The sequence below is a fragment of the Ningiella ruwaisensis genome (assembly GCF_004798935.1).
GTDB lineage: Bacteria > Pseudomonadota > Gammaproteobacteria > Enterobacterales > Alteromonadaceae > Glaciecola > Glaciecola ruwaisensis.
Genome location: NZ_RAHT01000002.1, coordinates 20,753 through 40,911 on the forward strand (window position 1 = coordinate 20,753; position 20,159 = coordinate 40,911).

A 20,159-nucleotide genomic window follows, 5' to 3' on the forward strand; every position below is an offset into this window, starting at 1 on the left:
CTAAAGCATGACGCTAGATCTTTCACATTATCCACATTTGGCCAAAGCAAATATTCCGAGTGAATTGCGCCAGCAGCCCAAGCAAAACTTAAAACTGATTGCGAAGGAATTACGCCAGTTTTTGCTTAACTGTGTCAGTCAAAGCAGTGGACATTTCGCATCAGGGCTCGGTACTGTAGAGCTGACTGTTGCCCTTCACTACGTTTACAACACACCATTTGACAGAATTGTATGGGATGTTGGTCACCAAGCCTACCCGCATAAAATTCTTACAGGAAGGCGTTTGCGTATGACAAGCATTCGCCAAAAAGATGGATTACATCCTTTCCCGTGGCCGCCTGAGAGCGAGTACGATACCTTTGCAGTGGGCCACTCCTCCACATCGATCTCTGCGGCGCTGGGAATGGCAATTGCGGCAGAGAAAGAACAGAAAAACCGAAAAGTGGTTGCGGTAATTGGTGACGGTGCCATGACTGCCGGTCTTGCCTTTGAAGCATTAAACCATGCTGGCGATATTGCAAAAGATTTGGTCGTAGTGCTAAACGACAACGAAATGTCCATATCAGAGAATGTGGGTGCGCTTAATAGCCACTTAGCCCGCTTGATGACCGGTTCATTCTTCAACAGCATTCGCGACGGTGGTAAGAAAATTCTCAGTAACCTGCCTCCAATAAAAGAATTTGCAAGCAAAGCAGAAGAGCACCTTAAAGGCATGGTAGTGCCGGGTACTATTTTTGAAGAGCTAGGCTTTCGCTATATCGGTCCAATTGATGGACATGATGTTGACGCTATGGTTGATACGCTTGCCAATATGCGCAAAATATCAGGTCCTCAGTTGCTTCATATTGTCACAAAAAAAGGGAAAGGCTATGAAAAAGCAGAGCAAGACCCTATAAAATGGCATGCCGTACCAAAATTCGATCACACCACCGAAAAGTTTCCAGAGAGCAAACCGGGTTTACCGACATTTTCAGCAATATTTGGTAATTGGTTATGCGACATGGCTCAAGAAGATAAAGATTTAGTCGCTATCACCCCTGCCATGCGAGAGGGCTCTGGCATGGTTAAGTTTTCTCAGCGATTTCCGCAGCAGTACTTCGATGTTGCCATAGCAGAGCAGCATGCAGTGACATTGGCGGCCGGTCTTGCACGCGAAGGTAAACATGCAGTTGTGGCGATATACTCTACTTTTTTGCAGCGAGCTTACGATCAACTTATTCATGATGTGGCCATTCAGAATCTGCCGGTACTGTTCGCCATTGACCGGGCAGGCATCGTAGGAGCAGATGGCCCCACCCATCAGGGTGCATTTGATATCAGCTATTTACGCTGCATACCCAATATGATCATTATGACACCAGCCGACGAAGCTGAGTGTCGAAACATGCTTTATACCGGTCATAAAGCCGCACAACCGGCTGCAGTTCGCTATCCGCGAGGAGCCGGCATTGGCGCCGTACCAGAAGAAAATATGCAGCTTCTTGAAATAGGCAAGGCCCGCTCAATTCGCCAAACGCAGCAAAAAGATAATCGAGTCGCAATACTGAATTTCGGTACCTTGTACGGTGAGGCACTAAAAGCAGCTGAGAAAATTGACGCAAGCTTGATTGATATGCGCTTTGTCAAACCTATCGACGAACAAGCTATTTTAGATGCAGCAAAAAATCACGACCTATTAGTGACACTCGAAGATGGGGCAATCGCAGGCGGTGCGGGAAGCGCAGTGTCACAAGTGTTACATGCAAATAAGACGTTGGCGCACTTGTTGAACTTAGGACTACCTGATGAGTTTATTATGCAAGGCACTCAGCAAGAAATGTATGCAGAGCTAGGAATAGACGCAGAGGGAATTGTCAAAGCTATCCAAGAGTTTTAGTCTGTTGGTGCTTTAAAACAGAAACAACTCAAACCAAGATAAGCTTAAATGCAAACAAATGCAGGCCATTGCGCCTGCGACAATATCATCAAGCATGATACCGAAGCCACCATGTACTTTACGGTCGAACAATCGAATCGGCCAAGGTTTGATGATATCGAAAAATCGAAAAAGCAAGAATCCAATGGCGAGGCTCATTGGTGTGATATCTATTGCAACAAAAACCACCATCATACCCGCGATTTCGTCCCAAACGATGGAGCCATGATCATGTAAACCAAGCGCATCCGAAGTTTTTTGACAAAAGCGGATGCCTAAAATGCAAGCTATGCAGGTCACGAATATAAACCAAAAAATGCTTAAATGGCTCATGGCAAGTAGAATCGGAATGGCAGCAATCGAACCAAAGGTTCCTGGCATACATGGCATTAAGCCAGAGCCAAATCCCAATCCCAAAAAATGGTCAGGATTTTTTAATGAAACGCGAGAGCGTAATTGCTTGTCCATGAATTAAGGATTTCCTTATTTTGTGAGTCGCGATGCCTGAATAAACAGTGCTAAAAGTGCTGATACCCTTTCTCGCTGACAGACACAAATGAAAACGGTGAGTCGTTTAACCTCAAGTCAATTTTCCCCTGTGCGCCGGTAACCTGACCAATACAGGTAACTGGAAGATTGTAGCTAGACATAGCTGTTTCCATACTCACCCTATGTTCTTCTGGCACGGTAAACAGAAGTTCATAGTCATCACCGCCGGTACAGGCAAGCTTGAGCGCACTTTCCAAATCATTGACGTGTGTGCCCAATTCTTTCGATATAGGTATTTTATCAAGGTGCAGAAGTGCGCCCACTTCAGAAGCACTAACAATATGCTCCAGGTCTTGTAAGAGCCCATCCGATATATCAATACAAGAGGTGGCAATGCGTCTGAGCGTTGTTCCCGCTAAAACGCGAGGAGTAGGATAATGGTGCCGATCAGTCAGATAATCTCTTGCGGCTTTATCTTCTATCATTAACTCGTTCTTTAAAAGCGCCAAGCCTGCCGCTGCGTCACCTAACGTTCCGGTCACAAAAATCCAATCACCCGGTTTCGCATGGCTTCGCGTTAGTATACTTTCGGGTGGCACAAAACCTTGCGCCGTTATTGTAATTGACAACTGACCTTTGACTGTGTCCCCGCCAATCAGCTGAACAGAGAAATACTCGGTCAGCGCCTTTAACTTATTGGAAAATGCACCGAGCCATTCATCATCAACCGCCGGCAATGAAAGAGAAAGGCTAATCCATGAGGGCTCTGCGCCCATTGCTGCTAAATCACTTAAGTTAACGGCAATAGCCTTGTGAGCGATTGCTTCAGGGCTTGTGCCTTTTAAAAAGTGAACACCTTCCAATAGAGTATCGGTTGTCGTGGCTAAATACTGTCCTTGCGCTACCTGTGTAATTGCGGCGTCATCTCCCACCCCAATTAGCACATCCTTGCGACTAAAACTGTTTTCAGTGAAGTAATCGCGTATCAATCTAAATTCGTTCAAACCTAACTTCTTTCATGTTTTCTGAGGGTTTTCACCGCTTTATCTAGCGCGCCATTTATAAATTTATGGCTTTCTTCTGCGCCAAACGTTTTAGCGAGTTCTATTGCTTCGTTGATGACGACTTTGAACGGCGTGTCTGGTCGATGAACGAGCTCAAAGGTCGCCAGTCGCATGATTGATTTTTCTATGGGGTCGAGTTCTTCAGGTAAACGACCTAAATAAGGTTTATATGCGGTATCAATTTCACTTTGATTATCGCTCACGCCCTTGAGTATTGCCTGAAAATACTCCATATCGACTTTTGACATATCGTTGGTGGTGGCTATGTTTAGCTCAACCTGCGACATATCATTTCCGCTCATTAAATAGCTATAAAGTGCTTGTAAAGCAAGTGTTCTCGCTTGTTTTCGTGCAGCTGGCTTCACACTTACATTCCGTCTATTGCGTCAATAACATTGACCATTTCAAGAGCAGAAAGTGCTGCTTCTGAGCCTTTATTTCCTGCTTTCGTACCAGAACGCTCAATGGCTTGCTCAATGCTGTCAGTGGTGATCACACCAAAAGCAACGGGAATTTGAGCATCGAGAGAAACTTGCGCTAACCCTTTGTTGCATTCACCTGCGACAAAGTCAAAATGCGGGGTTCCGCCACGTATTACGGCACCTAGCGCGATAATCGCATCAAACTTCCCTTTTGCCGCCACCTTTTTTGCCACCAGAGGAAGCTCATAAGCGCCAGGCGCTCGAATAACGGTAATATCATCAGGGTTAACTTCACCATGACGCTCGAGTGTATCAAGTGCGCCATCTAATAAACTTTCAACTACAAAACTGTTGAAACGGGCTACAACTACAGCAAACTTTTTGCCAGTCGCGCGGATATTACCTTCAATTACATTCATGCAATGAGCTCCTGTGAAAAAACGGCGGGAAGTATAGCATAATGAAATGGCCGATTCCCTTTTTTTACGCGTGATTTAATCAATCATCGTCGTGCACGTACTCTACAACCTCCAAGCCATAGCCAGATAAGGCAGAATACTTTATTGGCTTACTCAGCAAGCGCATTTTCTTAATCCCTAAACTTGCCAGTATCTGACTGCCCACACCGACGGTGCGCGAGGAGCCTTGCCAGGTTTTCCCTTTTGCTACTTCATCGTTATCTTCAGCTTCAAACTGCTTAACTTGTCCAACGATGTCTTCATGCTTACCTAAAAGCACCAGCACACCGCCTTCATCATGAATGCGTTTCATGGCCTTATGCAAGGGTAAAGAACGGTTTATCGCTCGTGTCGAACCTAATAAATCACTTAAGGTATTGTGCAAATGCACCCGCACGAGCGTCGGCTCTTGTGGATGAATGGGTCCTTTTTGAAGAGCAAAATGAATTTGTTCATCAATGACATCTTTAAATGTTATTAATTCGAAATCGCCATATTCGGTGGGAAGGTGGCACTTGGCTACCTGTTCAATTGTGGTTTCGTTGAGATTGCGGTATTCAATCAAATCAGCAATTGTGCCAATTTTTAAGTTATGCTTTTGCGCAAACTTTTCAAGCTCAGGTCTACGCGCCATGGTGCCATCATCGTTGAGGATTTCGACAATAACTGCAGCAGGTTCGCAATTTGCCAAACGCGCAAGGTCTACTCCGGCTTCGGTGTGACCGGCGCGGTTGAGCACCCCACCTTCTTTGGCAATAAGGGGGAAAATATGGCCAGGTTGAACAATGTCATCTGCCTGGGCATCTTTGGCAACTGCCGCCTGAATAGTACGCGCACGGTCAGCCGCTGAAATGCCCGTTGTTACGCCTTCTCTAGCTTCAATAGAAACCGTAAAATTTGTAGAAAACTGCGCACTGTTTTTATCCACCATCAATGGTAGCTTCAAACGTCTGCATCGCTCGGTTGTCATAGGCAAACAAACCAGCCCTCGAGCGTGAGTGACCATGAAATTTATCGCTTCAGCGGTGACATGTTCAGCTGCCATTATCAAGTCACCTTCATTTTCTCGGTCTTCATCATCCATCAAGATAACCATTTTACCTTGACGGATATCTTCGATGATCTCTTCTGTTGTATTTAAAGCCATTGTTAAACCCGTTTGTGTGTGTCGTGTTTATGTGTGGCTCGAGCACTATTTGTATGCTCGAGCTTAATTCATGATTTATGCGCAGAATGCCTTACTTTAAAAATCCGTGTTCGGCCAGAAATCGCATGCTTATAACCTGTGATTCAGGATTGGCTGCTTTATCGCCCAACATGAGTCGCTCAAGGTATCGAGCAATTAAATCTACTTCCAGGTTAACTTGCGTACCTACTTTATAATGACCAATTACCGTTTCTTTTAGGGTGTGTGGAATAAGCCATAACATGAAAGAAGCGCCTTTGACTTCGTTAACGGTAAGGCTTACTCCATCAACGGTAATTGAGCCTTTATGCGCAATATATTTTGCAAGTGAATCAGGTGCCTTTACCCAAATTTCTACATAACGACTGTGTTCATTGATTTGCTCGACCGTGCCAACGCCGTCAACATGACCTGAAACAATGTGTCCACCAAAGCGGCTATCAGGCCGCATCGCTTTTTCAAGATTCACCTTTGAACCGCGATTATAGTGGGCAAAACCGGTATGTTTAATGGTTTCCTGAGATACATCAGCCTTATAGTAATTATCGCCTTTGTCTACCACAGTGAGACAAACGCCATTCGTTGCAATGCTATCACCAAGATTTACGTCACTCATATCGAGCTTGCCAGTTTGCACACTCAACCGAATATCCTGGCCTAAATTATCTAACGCTGTTATCTCACCAACTGCTTCTATGATCCCGGTAAACATGATTGCCTCTTTGTTCCGTGCTCCCCACATCATTTATAAGTGGATGGAGTTATAAATCTATGTTCGAAGTTCTACACTCAGTTTTATATCGTCGCCAATTTGCTTGACTGAGGATATGCGTCCGCTGAGTTTATTTTCCAAGCTCTCCAAAGGCTTTGATGCCAACAATTCTCTTGCTTGGCCACCTAAAAAACAGGGTGCCAAGTATAAAATGACTCTATCAATTAACTGAGCATCTAATAAAGCGCCGGCTAGCTTCGCGCCGCCTTCAACCCACAATCGATTGACTTCGCGTTGGCCCAGGTCGTCAAGCATACGTGCCAGGTCGATATATTGCTCATTTTTTGATGACGAAGCTTGAGGGGGCAACTGCACTTGCTCGACATTGTTCGCACTTGAAGACGCTAGCGCTTGATTTGCACTATGGTTGTAAACGAGGGTGGGAAATGGGTCGCTGATTAAATGCAATTGATCATGCAAGCTGTTTTGGCCATCGATAACTACTCTTAAGGGTTGAGCTTTACGAACTTGAAACAATCCCGCTGCTTTACTGTCAAGCTCTTCTAAACGCACATTCAGGCGCGGGTTATCAAATAAGGCTGTTCCTGAGCCAGTGAGAATTGCACACGAACGAGCCCGCTCAAGTTGAACATCTTTTCGGGAAAAAGCTGAGGTGATCCACTGACTCTCGCCGTTTTTAAGCGCCGTTTTTCCATCTAAACTACTGGCAAGCTTTAATATCACTTGTGGGCGCTTAGTGCGCATCCGAGTAAAAAATGCGGCATTAAGTGCATCTGCTTGCGCTTGCATAAGCCCGCTGATAACTTCAACGCCCGCCGCCCTCAGTCGCGCAATGCCGCCACCATTCACTCGCGGATTCGGATCGGTACTGGCTATCACCACGCGTTTAATTCCTGCCTGAATCAAAGCGTCTGCACATGGGGGTGTGCGACCAAAGTGAGAGCAAGGTTCGAGTGTGACGTAAGCCGTAAGTTGCGCGTTTGACAAGTTTTGTTTCGCATTTTGCATGGCTTGCAAGGCATAAACTTCAGCGTGCGCCTCGCCGGCCTTTTGATGATATCCCTCGCCAAACACCTGTCCTTTTTCATCAGCGATAACACAGCCAACCATCGGATTAGGCGAGCATGAGAGCTCCCCTTTTTTCGCCAGTTTTAGTGCGCGCGCCATACATTGCGCATCAATATGTGCTTGATTCGCTTGCGTAGAGTCGGTAACGGATAAATGATGATTTGACATGCGGGCAATTTATTGAGGTTCGCGAGAGAGCCTGGCGATTTCTTCACCAAATTCCTTAACATCCTCAAATGAGCGGTAAACAGACGCAAAGCGCACGTAAGCGACTTTATCCAGCTTTTTCAGTGCATCCATTATTAACTCGCCCACAAATTCACTTTTTACTTCCCGCTCGCCGGTTGCGCGTAATGCCGCTTTAATTTTAAACATACACTGTTCAATCGCTTCGATAGATACCGGACGCTTTTCCAATGCGCGCTGTAAGCCCGCCATAAGTTTTTCTTCATTAAAAGGTTCACGCGTGTTGTCCCGTTTTACAATTCGTGGCATAACAAGCTCTGCCGCTTCAAATGTAGTAAAACGCTCAGCGCATTCAGTGCATTGCCTGCGACGACGCACCTGCGCACCATCAGAGACCAACCTTGAATCAATAACTTTAGTTTCCTGGGCTGAACAAAAGGGACAAAACATGATGGGTCCTTGCAATGAAAAACGAGCGTATTCAAACGCACATTTAAGCGTGTAATCAGGCATATAGTGTAGCCTAAAATTTGTGGCTGAAGCTATGAAATTAAGATTCTAAGCCACAATCTGACTACAAGCGCCCTAAAATAAGCTAAATCGGTTTAAATAAAAATGCACAAGCAGAGCGGATATCGGCTTGTGCATTTAACTTATTGAAGCTCAACGCCAGAGGCCTAGAGCGTGTTTGTTGGGTTTCGACTTACTTGTAAACCGGGAATTTTTCACAAAGTTCGACAACTTCAGATTTCACTCGCTCAATGACTGAATCATCGCCCATATTGTCCAGAATGTCGCAAATCCAGGTTGCTACTTGTTTGGCTTCGCTTTCTTCAAAACCACGTCGAGTGATTGCAGGCGAGCCGATCCTTAAACCGCTGGTAACAAAAGGAGAACGTGGGTCGTTTGGCACTGAATTTTTATTAACCGTGATATTTGCGCGACCAAGCGCAGCGTCCGCATCTTTACCTGTTATGTCCTTATCGATTAAATCAAGTAAAAACAGATGGTTATCTGTACCGTTTGATACGATTTTATAGCCACGCTCCTGCATAACCGCGACCATGGCTTTTGCGTTTTTAAGTACCTGTTTTTGATACACTTTAAAGTCATCAGATAGTGCTTCTTTAAACGCAACCGCTTTAGCAGCAATAACATGGCAAAGAGGGCCCCCCTGATTACCTGGAAATACTGCGCTGTTGAACTTTTTATACAGGGTTTCGTCGCCGCAATTTGATAAAATCAAACCGCCGCGAGGGCCTGCAAGTGTTTTGTGCGTGGTTGTGGTGACAACGTGTGCATGAGGAAGTGGACTTGGATACTCGCCTGCTGCGACTAATCCGGCCACATGCGCCATATCAACTAGCAAATAAGCACCGACTTTATCGGCTATTTCTCTAAATCTCGCCCAGTCGACAATACCCGAATACGCTGAAAATCCGCCAATGATCATCTTGGGCTTATGTTCCAGGGCCAAGCGTTCTACTTCAACATAATCAATAATGCCAGTATCTGGATGCAAGCCATACTGCACGGCGTTATACGTTTTACCGGAGAAATTAACATGAGAACCATGAGTTAAGTGGCCACCATCTGCCAAGCTCATGCCTAGCACTGTATCATTAGCTTCAAGCAAGGCCATAAACACAGCGGTATTTGCCTGAGAGCCTGAGTGAGGCTGCACATTTGCGTAGTCGCAACTAAACAACTGTTTCGCTCTTTCGATGGCCAGTTCTTCAGCAATATCAACATATTCGCATCCGCCGTAATAACGTTTGCCCGGATAACCTTCTGCGTATTTGTTAGTTAACTGCGAGCCTTGCGCCTCTAATACACGCGGGCTACAGTAGTTTTCTGACGCAATTAATTCGATGTGATGTTCTTGGCGCTGCTTTTCTTTTGCCATTGCATCTGCTAATTCCGGGTCAAATTCAGCGATGGTCATATTGCTGGATAACATGTTCTCTCCTGTGTATGTGAGCGCAACTGAGCGCTACCTGAATGCCTGCATTCCAAAAAATATGCGATAGTTTAGCGATTTTGCGCGTTTTGTATACCCAAAATCGACAATTATGCCTCGCTACTGCTTTGCTGCTGTTCCAGGATTTTTACACGCTCGTAAAGTTTGTCGATACTACGAAGCTTTACAGTGTTCTTTTGCCACTCTCTTGTTGGCACGGCTGGCATACCCGATGAATAAACGCCCGACTCGGTGATATTTTTTGTCACCATCGAAAAGCCGGTTACCTGAACATTGTCGCAAATAGTGATGTGACCATTAATACCAACGCCACCCGCTATAATAACGTGTTTGCCTATGGTGACACTCCCCGCAATTCCAGTGCTGCCACAAATACAACTGTGATCGCCAATGATACAGTTATGACCAATTTGCACCATATTGTCGATTATACAATTTTTGCCAATTTGCGTATCATCAAGCGCGCCTCTGTCTATACAGCTATTTGCACCCACTTCGGTACCATCACCAATTTGAACGGCGCCAGTTTGCGGTATCTTAATCCACGTTCCCTTATTGTTAGCATAGCCAAAGCCATCTGCGCCAATTACCGTGCCACTGTGGACAGATACCTCATTTCCTAATACAACACCGTGATAAATAGTAACGTTAGCGCGAATGATGCAATCATTGCCTAAACGGGCGTTTTCACCAATATAAACACCTGCACCAATTTGACAGCCATCGCCAATGACAACGTTTTTACCAATCACAGCGCCCGCTTCAATGGATACATTTTTTCCGATAGATGCGCTTTGGGAAATGCTGGCGTTTACAGAGATGCCGGCGGATTGTGATGGAGTGCTATCCAGCAATTGCGAAGCTAAAGCAAAACCCACATACGGATTGCTATGAATAATGGCGTTACCCTTGTACTCATCAGCCTGGGCCTGAGCGAGGATAACCGCGCCAGCTTTGCTCGTTTTAAGCTCGCTGGTATATTTGGGGTTAGATAAAAAAGATAGCTGACTTGCGTCTGCACTGGCCAAGGTGCCCATGCTCGATATTTTATGCTGTGCATCGCCTGAGACTTCACCTCCAATATGGCTGGCGATTTCTGCCAGTGTGAAGCTATTGCTTGACTGAGAGCCTTTTGATAAATCGCTCATGCTAATTGTCGTCCTTTATGTGTTCGCATGTTTATATTCGAATATATGCATTTAGATTTAAGAAAGTCCAAGACGCCAGATATTAGCACAAATTAATGGTGTGTTTGCCTTAGTTAATCCATGTTTTTGCAACTCGTTTTTGCTTTGACGGGATAAGGCCTGAGCTTTTAGGCCGGCATTTTAATGCCAGTCAATAAAATTTGTAGCATCAACACAGATAAACAGATCCAAATGGTGTAATCATCTGTGCAAGTCGATTACAATACGCGCCATTCACTTTTAAAAACGTTGACAGAGAAACACATGGCGCAATTTGTATATAGCATGCATCGTGTCGGCAAGGTGGTACCACCTAATCGCCACATACTTAAAAACATTTCACTTAGCTTTTTCCCCGGCGCTAAAATTGGCGTATTGGGCTTAAACGGTGCAGGTAAATCTACCCTGCTTCGCATTATGGCAGGCATTGATACCGACATAGAAGGTGAAGCTCGCCCTCAGCCGGGCCTTAAGATTGGCTACTTACCTCAAGAGCCTAAACTCAACGAAAACAAAGACGTGCGCGGTAACATTGAAGAAGCCGTTGAAGATGTCGTTTACGCCCTCAAACGCTTGGACGAAGTGTACGCGGAATATGCCGAAGAAGGCGCTGATTTTGATGCGCTGGCAAAAGAACAGGGCGAACTGGAAGCGATCATACAAAGTAAAGACGGTCACAATCTGGATAATGCTCTTGAAAGAGCAGCAGATGCCCTTCGCCTTCCACCCTGGGATGCGAATGTCACAAAATTATCGGGCGGTGAAAAACGCCGTGTAGCCCTTTGCAAGCTCTTGCTTGAAAAACCTGAAATGTTGCTTTTGGATGAGCCAACCAACCATTTGGATGCTGAATCTGTCGCTTGGCTAGAACGCTTTTTACACGACTATGAAGGTACCGTTGTAGCCATTACCCACGATAGATACTTCCTTGATAATGTTGCAGGTTGGATCTTAGAGCTTGACCGGGGTGAAGGTATTCCGTGGGAAGGCAATTATTCAAGCTGGCTAGAGCAAAAAGAAGCGCGTTTACAGCAAGAAGAACGTAGCGAAAATGCGAGACAAAAATCTATCAAACAGGAGCTTGAGTGGGTACGCAGCAACCCTAAAGGTCGACAGGCCAAAAGTAAAGCGCGCATGGCCAAGTTTGAAGAGCTCAGCACGAACGATTATCAAAAGCGTAATGAAACCAACGAACTCTTTATTCCGCCAGGAGAGCGTCTGGGCGACAAGGTAATTGAAGTCGAGAATCTGCGCAAGTCCTATGGCGATAGAGTGCTTATTGATAACTTAAGCTTTAAGGTACCTAAAGGCGCAATCGTTGGCATTATTGGCCCGAACGGCGCCGGTAAATCGACCCTGTTTAAAATGCTTACAGGCAAAGAAGCTCCAGACGCCGGTAAAATCGATATTGGTGATACTGTGCAAATCGCAAGCGTTGACCAGTTTAGAGACCACATGAACGAAAGCGCAACGGTATTTAATGAAATTTCAAATGGCCAGGACATTATTAAAATAGGAAACTTTGAGATTAACAGTCGCGCTTACTGCTCGCGGTTTAATTTTAAAGGTACTGACCAGCAAAAATTCATCAAGGATTTATCGGGTGGTGAGCGAAACCGTGTCCATTTAGCCAAGTTATTAAAAGCGGGCGGAAACGTACTATTACTCGACGAACCCACCAACGATTTAGACGTCGAAACCTTGCGAGCCCTTGAGAATGCCATTCTGGAATTTCCGGGCTGCGTTATGGTCATTTCGCACGATCGCTGGTTTTTGGATCGCGTTGCTACACACATCATGGATTACCGCGATGAAGGAAAAATAAACTTCTACGAAGGTAATTACAATGATTACGAAACCTGGCTAAAAGCAACATATGGCCAGGATGTGGTTGAACCGCATCGATTGAAATACAAAAAAATCAGCTAAATCCGGTAAATCTGGATTAGTAGCAAGTTGTTAGAGGCGCTATTTATAGGGCCTCTCTAAAGCGCCTCTAATGCTTCAGCAAGTCGTGCTACGGCAATCACCTCGATGCCCGCAATGGCTTGTTTAGGTTTATTCGCTTTTGGCACAATGGCTCGCGTAAAACCATGTTTAGCTGCTTCTGTCAGGCGATCTGTTCCATTTGGAACAGGTCTTATTTCACCCGACAATCCAACCTCTCCAAAGGCAATCAGTCCCTGAGGCAATATTTTGTTTCTAAAGCTAGAAAGCATGGCAAGCAACACCGCCAAGTCTGCACTGGTTTCGCTAACTTTGACGCCGCCTACCACATTCACAAATACATCCTGATCGTGCATTTGCACGTTGCCATGTCGATGCATAATGGCTAAAAGCATGGCAAGACGATTGTGATCAAGCCCCACTGCCACACGTCGAGGATTGGAAATTTGACTGTAGTCTACCAGCGCTTGAATCTCTACCAAGAGCGGCCTGGTGCCTTCCCAAACCGACATGACGATACTGCCTGAGCTTTGCTCTTGCTGTCGATTTAAAAAAATTGCAGAGGGATTGGAGACTTCTTTCATTCCGCGCTCTGTCATCCCAAATACACCAAGCTCGTTAATTGCCCCAAATCGGTTTTTAGTGCCGCGTAAGGTTCTGAATCGTCCATCAGACTCCCCTTCCAACATCATAGAACAATCAATACAGTGCTCTAGTACCTTAGGCCCGGCCAGACTGCCGTCTTTAGTGACATGGCCGACAATAAACATGGCAATATGATGCTGTTTGGCAAAACGGGTCAAGGCCGCAGCGCTCTCTCTTACTTGCGATACTCCGCCGGGCGCAGAAGCGATATCAGCCATATGCATGACTTGGATTGAATCAATAACCATGACACTGGGTTTATGCTCAAGCGCAAGATGACAGATAGTTTCAACGTTGGTTTCTGCAAGCAGTTTGAGCTGGTCATCGGGGAGTTGAAGACGTTTTGCCCGCATGGCTACCTGCTGCAAAGACTCTTCGCCGGTGACATATAAAACACTGCCTTTACCCGCCAGATAACACATTACCTGAAGCAGCAAAGTACTTTTACCTGCCCCTGGCGAGCCGCCAATCAAAATCGCAGAGCCTGGCACAATGCCGCCGCCTAAAACGCGATCTAACTCTTTAAAGCCAGAGCTAAAACGCGGTAATGCGGTGAGGTCTATGTCTTTTAATACTTCAACTTTTGCAGCCGTTACCCCTGCAAAACCGCTTCTTGTTTGCGTATTTACTGCTTTTGCACTTTGCAGGACGATTTCAGAAAGGGTGTTCCATGCTCCACAGTCTTTGCATTGACCTTGCCATCTTGCATGTTCACTACCGCAGTCACTGCATACGTACGCTGTTTTTTTCTTTGCCATTTATTTTAGTTTTTATAGATATTTCCGATAGTGTAAGAACTATATCATTTTACTATTAGCAGCGGTTATCTAATTGACAATGACACCCGACTTAGCGCCCTATAGCGATATTATTCGTAAGCTATCACCTTTGGTAAACAAGCCTAATTTTAGCCAGGAATTTGAGCGACTTACACCAGACTTGAGTTCAGATATGCGCTTTTTAGTAAAAATGGAAGTCAAAAGACTGGCTAAACCCTGCATCCGCTCTATCGATTTGCGCGCAAAAGTCAAAGATGAGTGCCGCCTATATAACTTTCAAGGTATTGAACATTATTTGCATATTAATGGCATATTAGAGTTTGAAACCTTAGTTAAGGAATTCGGCCAGTATACTTTTGGGGTGTATGAGTGCATGCATGAGTTCGCTCTCGCTGAGCGCCAGCAATATGAACTTCAGATTCAAGAAAATGCCAGTTTGCAACACTATGACTTAAGCGAGCCGGAAGATAACTATGTGGCGCCCTGCCAGGAACTATTAAATTTTCCCATTCGAAAAGAAGAGCGCTTAAACTATGTCACTCAAATTGAAATCTTCTTGCCGAATAAACAGAGTCTTCATGCCACGACACTCGATATCTCGAAGTATGGTCTGCGCATTCGACTTAAAGACGAGCAGCAACAAGGCTTGATCAAGACTTTCGAACCGGTAAGCATTCTTTTTAGAGGGGTAGACAGAGCAAGCGGTATTACCCGTACCTCTATTCCCTATAAAGTGCTTGGTATAAGCGGGCACAGCGGCAAAATCAGCATACACCTTGCTCGTGACCCGAATGAAAATATAGACGCTTTCGACCAATTCATCGATACCTTGTTTAAACTGCACAAGCGCCGTTACAAGGTTAATCTAGACAATGTGGAAATGGCCGTAGGTACGAAAATCTACGAGCAAAGTTTTGCGAACAATACGCCAAGTTTGCCAGTGTTTATTGTTAGGCATAATGTCAGAGACAATGAAAAAGCCCTCAAAGCCAAAACAGCTAAAATTGATAAAGATGCAACAATGCATGCAGAAGCTTCAGCGAAGTTTGTTGCAAAATACGCCAGTGTTAACAGCTGCGGTAAACGCATCATCGATTATTGGACAGATGAAGATAAAGTACTTCGCCTCGGTTATTTACTCAATCCTGAGCGGATTGCGACACTGGCAAACGATAATGGCAGCTACCCCAGCATGGTTGTTTATTGCTTTCACCATGTTAAAGACGAAAAAATCTATTTTTATTCCGCCACCGAAGCCGAATTAGCCAAATATCCCGAGCTTGCTGATACGTTTTTAAGCTATGGCTCCAGAAAGGTCAGTTGGCGAGTGTTTAAGCTTGTGTGCTCTGATGTGCAAGCATCAGATGCTTATTCGCCCACTTCTGTGCCAAATGACGTTAGCCGTGAAATTGATAAACTTAACAAGCCGCCTTCACCGAGACTACAAGGCCGTTTGAATGAAATTAGCAATATGATTTCCGTTATCGACATTAGTAACGAGGCCGGCCAAGAGTGCTATCAGCGCAGAGAGCTAAAACGCGAGCATATTAAACACTTAAAAGCGTTTGGGCACGCGCGGAACAAACCACCGCATGATATTGAAGTGTGTCGGCATAAAAATTCAGAGTTACGCCGACAAACCCGTTACGTGCTGCGAACGCCTGTAATACTTAAAACCGCAACACAAACCATTGAGGCGTATTCAGAAGATATTTCTGTAAGTGGTTTAAAACTGGAGCTGTCAGAGCCTTTTGTTCATCGTTTAAACTCAAAGGTACATATTAGCTTTACCAAGCTACAAGATATTACCGACAGTTTTGATTTAAACGATTTGCAGTACCGCGTTAAGCACATCAATTATGACAAACAGGTTTTGCATCTTGAAGCCGTTTCTGAAGACGAAACAAGTGAAGCAGAGCAGTTTTTCGCCGAATTAATTGCCAATAACACCGACAAGCTGCCTGCACTTACGGCAGAAGAAAGCATTGAAGGCTTAAGCCACGCCCTGCGTGCGCTCCATTCAAAAACCACACCACAGTTTTGTGCCTACGTTGAAAAGAAACCACAAGGCTTTTTGCCTGCTATGGCAACCATGAATCAGGTTAGAGCACCGTGGATGGGCGTTTTGCATCAGGATGCCAGCCTGGCATCGGTTAATTTGCAATGGCTGTATCAAGACCTAGAGCTTAAAGCCCCTTTTATCAGTCAGTCGCTACGGATGCTGCGTATTGACCCAAAACCGATTTGCACTGAAATATACGTTGCCATTAACCATGAGCAAAGCTTGCCGGAGCTGCGAGTAGTAGCTAATTGGCAATATCAGCTAGCAAGTCATCACGCCGTTAAACAGTTTATTGCACAAGCGCATGCTCATGGCGAGTTTTATGCCTTTAATGTCACTATTAATAAAGGCTTGAAGCCTGACCTAGAAAAGCTGGAGCAAGAGCTCTTTTATTTAGGTCAGCATGCCATTCACAAAGCAACGCATTTTGAAGAGCGCATGTGGGAAATAGCAGGCTGTATCTTTTTAAACGACATTACAGAGGAAGTGATGGCGCGGTATGCGGGTTAATTAAAGTGGCTTGCTTCAAGCACGCATCGTAAATATCAGCCCTTCAAACCCCCCGACATAAACCGCATTGTCGGCTGCTTCAGCTACTTTACGTTTTGCGTGATACGCAAGGGAGTGCCCGGCCTGTTGCATCATTACTAAATCATTTGCACCGTCCCCCATCGCGATGGTCTTGTCTCTGTCTAGGCCTAGCGTCTGCGTCAGCTCAAGTAAGATACTCGCTTTTTTATTAGCATCCACTACCTCACCTAACACTTTTCCCGTGAGCTTGCCGTTCACAATTTCAAGTTGATTGCTCATTGCATAATCCAGGCTGGCAACTTCTTTGACAAAGTCGGCAAAAAAGGTAAAACCACCCGATGCGATAGCTAAACGCCAACCTGCCGCTTTTAGCAGCTTCATTACACTAATAAAATTCGGCATAAACGGAAGACGCTTTCGAATATCGTACAGTTGCTGTGCATCTATTCCTTCTAGGCAGGCGACTCGTTCATGCAGGCTTTGTGTAAAGGGAATGTCTCCGCGCATTGCCGCTTCAGTCACCTGAGAAACTTTATCTTTAACGCCAGCCAAACCCGCAATTTCATCAATACATTCCATCGCAATTACCGTACTGTCCATATCCATCACTAGAAGACCAGCGTCGCTTAAGTGAAGATCACGCTTTTGATAAATATCTAGCCGATGCTTTGCGCATGCTTCCTGTATTTTCGCCTTTTCTACTTTGACATTTGCTGGCATTGTAAGATCTATTGCGGTAAGCGCGAAATGTGATGCATAAGGATTTAAGGCAAATTCAATTAATACGTCGCTTAAATCTAACGCATGTAAAGCTTGCAGTAAGTCGACTATATTTAGTCCATGCTTGGCGATACAAAGCTGACTTTGTTTTTTCTGATTTTGCTTGTGGCTTTGCTGCGAGACGGATGAACCTTGTGCATTTTCCAATGCACCAGCCGCTTTAATGTGCTCACTTAAAGCACTTGCCGAAAAAACCTTGGCTGCGTTTTTGTCTAAAAAACGCTCGCATTGCGTAAATTCCATGCTTGAATATAAGATGATTGACGCTTGCTTTATCTCAACTACGCAGCTGAGGCCTTGATTATTTTTAAGCATCTGCAACAAGTTTTCGTTAGAATGCAAAGGGTTAGCGGGCATGTTGAGATCATCTTGCGAAAAGCGATAGGCAAAGTACATATAAGTTAAAACAATTGGAAAAAGCGGTGTGCTCCATAATACCCAATCACAGACATGAGTAAACTAAGTCTTGGCAAATATTCTATTTTCATCTAAGGTCTGCTCAATAAATTTGGCTTTAGCTAATGCCCAAGGGAGTCAGCTTTTTTAATGAGCAAGCTAATTAATCAGCAAAACAGCTCAATATTCAAACGTATTTCGAGTTTGATTTTATTGATTTGCTCTGTTGCGATTGCCATTAATTTGTATGTTATGCATGCTCACAATGCTCAGGCATGGTATGAAACCGAATCTGAGCAACTCGGCAGAAGCCTGACAATCCAAGCGGCAAAGTTGCTGTCGCAGCCAATGGCCGATGAAAATAGCGAAGTCATAAGTAGTTATATCAAAATGATTAATCAGGGTATGTTCATTGAGGGCGCGGTTGTATTCGACGATTTGGGCGTTCGCCTTACCGGAGAAGATAATCGTCTGTCGATTGTGGAGCTGATAAGCCAGGATTACGAACCCTTGGTTTTTGTTGAGGATATTTTGTTTGAGGGTGAAACCCTCGGATATATCAAACTTATATTAAATCGTGATGAAATAATCCGTCATCACAAAGCCTTCAATCAAACTCAGTTTACCCAAAGCATTCTTATTATTGTCTTAGCGATGATTATTGCAATGCTCGCTACGCGTTTATTTTATAAATTTAAGCGCAGTTATGTGATGGAGCAAAGCACGTTCAAATAAAACAGTCAGTGACTTATTAGTGCCCTTCGGTCAGCTTCAATGACAGTAAAGCAAAGTGAACAATTGACTACAGAGGCTTCTTGATCTTTGCCGATGCAAGGTCGTTTAAACGGCATGAATGAAAAATTTAGCAATCCTCTGGTTCAGTTGGTAGATACCGACGGAAAGTGCATCGGTTACTCCGATAAACTCAGGGCTCATCAAAGCGGTCAATTGCACCTTGCGTTTTCGGTGTTGATTTTCCGTGTCATAAACAATGAGGTGGAGTTTCTGCTTCAAAAACGCGCACTCGACAAATATCATAGCGGCGGTCTATGGACAAATACCTGCTGCTCGCATCCAATGCCTAAAGAAAAAATTGAGGACGCAGCGCAGCGACGGCTCCTGGAAGAGATAGGATTTGCGTCAGCGCTTGATTTTGTGCGCTTAAAGCCCTTTATTTATTTTTCTAAACTGGATAAAAATATGATAGAGCATGAGTACGACCATATTTTATTGGGTCGCGCGCAATCAGCAAGGCTTGCTATTAATCCGGATGAGGTAAGTCAAACCAAGTGGTGGAATACGCGTAAAATTGAGATACACCTTAAGGATAGCCCCTCTATGTTTACTGTTTGGTTTCCAGAAGTTTTTCACAGAGCGAACGCATACTTAAGAGAAAATACACACCTTATTGACAGCGATGCCAGTACGCAACCAACAACATATGGGGCACAGTTAAAGCAAACAAGCCGATAAACAATACTTGAAGCAGGTGTTCAAACGTACGGTCATTATAAAGCTCTCTCAAACTGGTCAATTCCGTCGGATTTTGCAGATAAATAAATGTTGCTGCCATTGCCGCAATAGTGGCTAACGCTATCGGCACCCCGGATTTGATCAGCGAGGCGTGCGAGAAGTGCTCGGACTGAAAAATATCATTCAGATGCTTTAAAGAATGCAGAAAACAGAAATACAGTAAAAAGTGAATCAGTGGCGGAAGAATTAGCGCACTAAGAAAAATTGTGACTATTTCCAGTTTTTGCCATTTCGATAGTTGATAAACACTGCGTAAATTAAAAAATAATAACAAAATGGATATCAAGGCGCTGACCTGCATTATTATAACAATCAGCTTTATTGATGCACTCTCAAGCAGCAAAAAAGCAAATATCTGAGCGACTTCTGTCTGAAATACAATGGCCGGCGCTGTAATTAACCACGTTGCCACCGATATCCGGGCAGAAAGCGAAAGCTGCGCTCTCCAGTCTTGACTAAAGTGGTAAATTGAAATCACAAGGAAAGCGACCAAGCAAAAGGTGGGAAATTGAAGCCAGGCAAATACGCAAACAAGGGCAAGCAATAAATATAGAGAGAGGAAAAGAGTGCCAAATCCTATACCGCCATATTTTGCTAATCGAGAAGCAATAATCACATCAAAAGCACCATGAGGAATACCAACAAAACATATAAGAACGGCAAACACAGTGATAATTAAAAATGTGGGAAGGGATATGGATAAAAAGACAACGATACTTACTAGAAACGTTAGCGAAAGATAACTCTGAGACAGGATTGTAGGGATATTTCTCTGCATGGAAAATTTGCCTTATAAG

18 protein-coding genes are annotated in these 20,159 nt (G+C 44.5%); 5 read left to right on the top strand and 13 right to left on the bottom strand.

Features of this window, described 5'->3' with window-relative positions; genetic code table 11:
- The first annotated feature begins 7 nt into the window (after window positions 1-7).
- Window positions 8-1,876 carry a 1-deoxy-D-xylulose-5-phosphate synthase gene (gene dxs / locus D6V41_RS03545; RefSeq protein WP_136250113.1) on the top strand — a complete coding sequence of 623 codons (1,869 nt, stop codon included), beginning with the start codon at window positions 8-10 and terminating at the stop codon, window positions 1,874-1,876.
- 12 nt (window positions 1,877-1,888) lie between these two features.
- Here the strand turns inward: dxs and D6V41_RS03550 are convergent, their stop codons facing one another.
- The 10 genes from D6V41_RS03550 to lpxD all read right to left on the bottom strand — a co-directional run bounded on the left by D6V41_RS03550 (window position 1,889) and on the right by lpxD (window position 10,650).
- On the bottom strand, window positions 1,889-2,383 hold the full coding sequence (locus D6V41_RS03550) for a phosphatidylglycerophosphatase A family protein (protein WP_136250114.1): 495 nt from the start codon (window positions 2,381-2,383) through the stop codon (window positions 1,889-1,891).
- 50 nt (window positions 2,384-2,433) lie between these two features.
- Complete coding sequence (gene thiL / locus D6V41_RS03555) at window positions 2,434-3,408, bottom strand: thiamine-phosphate kinase (protein ID WP_136250115.1); 975 nt, start codon at window positions 3,406-3,408, stop codon at window positions 2,434-2,436.
- A 2-nt stretch (window positions 3,409-3,410) separates the two neighbouring features.
- Window positions 3,411-3,833 (bottom strand): transcription antitermination factor NusB, encoded by a 423-nt coding sequence (gene nusB, locus D6V41_RS03560; protein WP_136250116.1) that lies wholly within the window; start codon window positions 3,831-3,833, stop codon window positions 3,411-3,413.
- Between the two features lie 2 nt (window positions 3,834-3,835).
- Window positions 3,836-4,309 (bottom strand): 6,7-dimethyl-8-ribityllumazine synthase, encoded by a 474-nt coding sequence (gene ribH, locus D6V41_RS03565; RefSeq protein ID WP_136250117.1) that lies wholly within the window; start codon window positions 4,307-4,309, stop codon window positions 3,836-3,838.
- 79 nt (window positions 4,310-4,388) lie between these two features.
- Window positions 4,389-5,495 (bottom strand): bifunctional 3,4-dihydroxy-2-butanone-4-phosphate synthase/GTP cyclohydrolase II, encoded by a 1,107-nt coding sequence (gene ribBA, locus D6V41_RS03570; RefSeq protein ID WP_136250118.1) that lies wholly within the window; start codon window positions 5,493-5,495, stop codon window positions 4,389-4,391.
- Window positions 5,496-5,586: 91 nt separating this feature from the next.
- Complete coding sequence (locus D6V41_RS03575; protein WP_136250119.1) at window positions 5,587-6,246, bottom strand: riboflavin synthase; 660 nt, start codon at window positions 6,244-6,246, stop codon at window positions 5,587-5,589.
- A 57-nt stretch (window positions 6,247-6,303) separates the two neighbouring features.
- Window positions 6,304-7,503 (bottom strand): bifunctional diaminohydroxyphosphoribosylaminopyrimidine deaminase/5-amino-6-(5-phosphoribosylamino)uracil reductase RibD, encoded by a 1,200-nt coding sequence (ribD, locus tag D6V41_RS03580; RefSeq protein WP_136250120.1) that lies wholly within the window; start codon window positions 7,501-7,503, stop codon window positions 6,304-6,306.
- A gap of 9 nt (window positions 7,504-7,512) precedes the next feature.
- Complete coding sequence (gene nrdR / locus D6V41_RS03585) at window positions 7,513-7,971, bottom strand: transcriptional regulator NrdR (protein ID WP_136250121.1); 459 nt, start codon at window positions 7,969-7,971, stop codon at window positions 7,513-7,515.
- A gap of 253 nt (window positions 7,972-8,224) precedes the next feature.
- Window positions 8,225-9,481, bottom strand: a complete 1,257-nt coding sequence (gene glyA, locus D6V41_RS03590; protein ID WP_136250122.1) for a serine hydroxymethyltransferase — start codon at window positions 9,479-9,481, stop codon at window positions 8,225-8,227.
- Between the two features lie 110 nt (window positions 9,482-9,591).
- Complete coding sequence (lpxD, locus tag D6V41_RS03595) at window positions 9,592-10,650, bottom strand: UDP-3-O-(3-hydroxymyristoyl)glucosamine N-acyltransferase (protein WP_136250123.1); 1,059 nt, start codon at window positions 10,648-10,650, stop codon at window positions 9,592-9,594.
- 303 nt (window positions 10,651-10,953) lie between these two features.
- Between lpxD and ettA the strand changes: the two genes are divergently transcribed.
- Complete coding sequence (ettA, locus tag D6V41_RS03600) at window positions 10,954-12,618, top strand: energy-dependent translational throttle protein EttA (RefSeq protein WP_136250124.1); 1,665 nt, start codon at window positions 10,954-10,956, stop codon at window positions 12,616-12,618.
- Between the two features lie 56 nt (window positions 12,619-12,674).
- Here ettA and radA read toward each other — a convergent pair whose 3' ends face one another.
- A complete protein-coding gene (radA, locus tag D6V41_RS03605; protein ID WP_136250125.1) occupies window positions 12,675-14,039 on the bottom strand; it encodes a DNA repair protein RadA in 1,365 nt (454 codons plus the stop codon).
- A 79-nt stretch (window positions 14,040-14,118) separates the two neighbouring features.
- Here radA and D6V41_RS03610 point away from each other — a divergent pair, with 79 nt between their 5' ends.
- Entirely contained in the window at window positions 14,119-16,632 is a 2,514-nt protein-coding gene (locus D6V41_RS03610) for a PilZ domain-containing protein (RefSeq protein ID WP_241664442.1), read from the top strand.
- Window positions 16,633-16,647: 15 nt separating this feature from the next.
- Here the strand turns inward: D6V41_RS03610 and serB are convergent, their stop codons facing one another.
- Entirely contained in the window at window positions 16,648-17,790 is a 1,143-nt protein-coding gene (serB, locus tag D6V41_RS03615) for a phosphoserine phosphatase SerB (RefSeq protein ID WP_206663233.1), read from the bottom strand.
- 189 nt (window positions 17,791-17,979) lie between these two features.
- Here serB and D6V41_RS03620 point away from each other — a divergent pair, with 189 nt between their 5' ends.
- Both D6V41_RS03620 and idi read left to right on the top strand, forming a co-directional pair.
- A complete protein-coding gene (locus D6V41_RS03620; protein ID WP_136250128.1) occupies window positions 17,980-18,564 on the top strand; it encodes an AhpA/YtjB family protein in 585 nt (194 codons plus the stop codon).
- 114 nt (window positions 18,565-18,678) lie between these two features.
- Window positions 18,679-19,302 (top strand): isopentenyl-diphosphate Delta-isomerase, encoded by a 624-nt coding sequence (gene idi, locus D6V41_RS03625; protein ID WP_136250129.1) that lies wholly within the window; start codon window positions 18,679-18,681, stop codon window positions 19,300-19,302.
- Here the strand turns inward: idi and D6V41_RS03630 are convergent.
- Complete coding sequence (locus D6V41_RS03630) at window positions 19,235-20,140, bottom strand: Brp/Blh family beta-carotene 15,15'-dioxygenase (RefSeq protein WP_136250130.1); 906 nt, start codon at window positions 20,138-20,140, stop codon at window positions 19,235-19,237. The two genes, idi and D6V41_RS03630, sit on opposite strands and share 68 nt — an antisense overlap.
- Between the last annotated feature and the right edge of the window lie 19 nt (window positions 20,141-20,159).

Excerpts from the sequence above, each read along its gene's own strand:
- dxs (WP_136250113.1), top strand. The coding sequence starts at position 8 with ATGACGCTAGATCTTTCACATTATCCACATTTGGCCAAAGCAAATATT.
- D6V41_RS03550 (WP_136250114.1), bottom strand. The coding sequence starts at position 2,383 with ATGGACAAGCAATTACGCTCTCGCGTTTCATTAAAAAATCCTGACCAT.
- ribH (WP_136250117.1), bottom strand. The coding sequence starts at position 4,309 with ATGAATGTAATTGAAGGTAATATCCGCGCGACTGGCAAAAAGTTTGCT.
- ribBA (WP_136250118.1), bottom strand. The coding sequence starts at position 5,495 with ATGGCTTTAAATACAACAGAAGAGATCATCGAAGATATCCGTCAAGGT.
- D6V41_RS03575 (WP_136250119.1), bottom strand. The coding sequence starts at position 6,246 with ATGTTTACCGGGATCATAGAAGCAGTTGGTGAGATAACAGCGTTAGAT.
- ribD (WP_136250120.1), bottom strand. The coding sequence starts at position 7,503 with ATGTCAAATCATCATTTATCCGTTACCGACTCTACGCAAGCGAATCAA.
- nrdR (WP_136250121.1), bottom strand. The coding sequence starts at position 7,971 with ATGTTTTGTCCCTTTTGTTCAGCCCAGGAAACTAAAGTTATTGATTCA.
- glyA (WP_136250122.1), bottom strand. The coding sequence starts at position 9,481 with ATGTTATCCAGCAATATGACCATCGCTGAATTTGACCCGGAATTAGCA.
- lpxD (WP_136250123.1), bottom strand. The coding sequence starts at position 10,650 with ATGAGCGATTTATCAAAAGGCTCTCAGTCAAGCAATAGCTTCACACTG.
- ettA (WP_136250124.1), top strand. The coding sequence starts at position 10,954 with ATGGCGCAATTTGTATATAGCATGCATCGTGTCGGCAAGGTGGTACCA.
- radA (WP_136250125.1), bottom strand. The coding sequence starts at position 14,039 with ATGGCAAAGAAAAAAACAGCGTACGTATGCAGTGACTGCGGTAGTGAA.
- D6V41_RS03610 (WP_241664442.1), top strand. The coding sequence starts at position 14,119 with ATGACACCCGACTTAGCGCCCTATAGCGATATTATTCGTAAGCTATCA.
- serB (WP_206663233.1), bottom strand. The coding sequence starts at position 17,790 with ATGCCCGCTAACCCTTTGCATTCTAACGAAAACTTGTTGCAGATGCTT.
- D6V41_RS03620 (WP_136250128.1), top strand. The coding sequence starts at position 17,980 with ATGAGCAAGCTAATTAATCAGCAAAACAGCTCAATATTCAAACGTATT.
- idi (WP_136250129.1), top strand. The coding sequence starts at position 18,679 with ATGAATGAAAAATTTAGCAATCCTCTGGTTCAGTTGGTAGATACCGAC.
- D6V41_RS03630 (WP_136250130.1), bottom strand. The coding sequence starts at position 20,140 with ATGCAGAGAAATATCCCTACAATCCTGTCTCAGAGTTATCTTTCGCTA.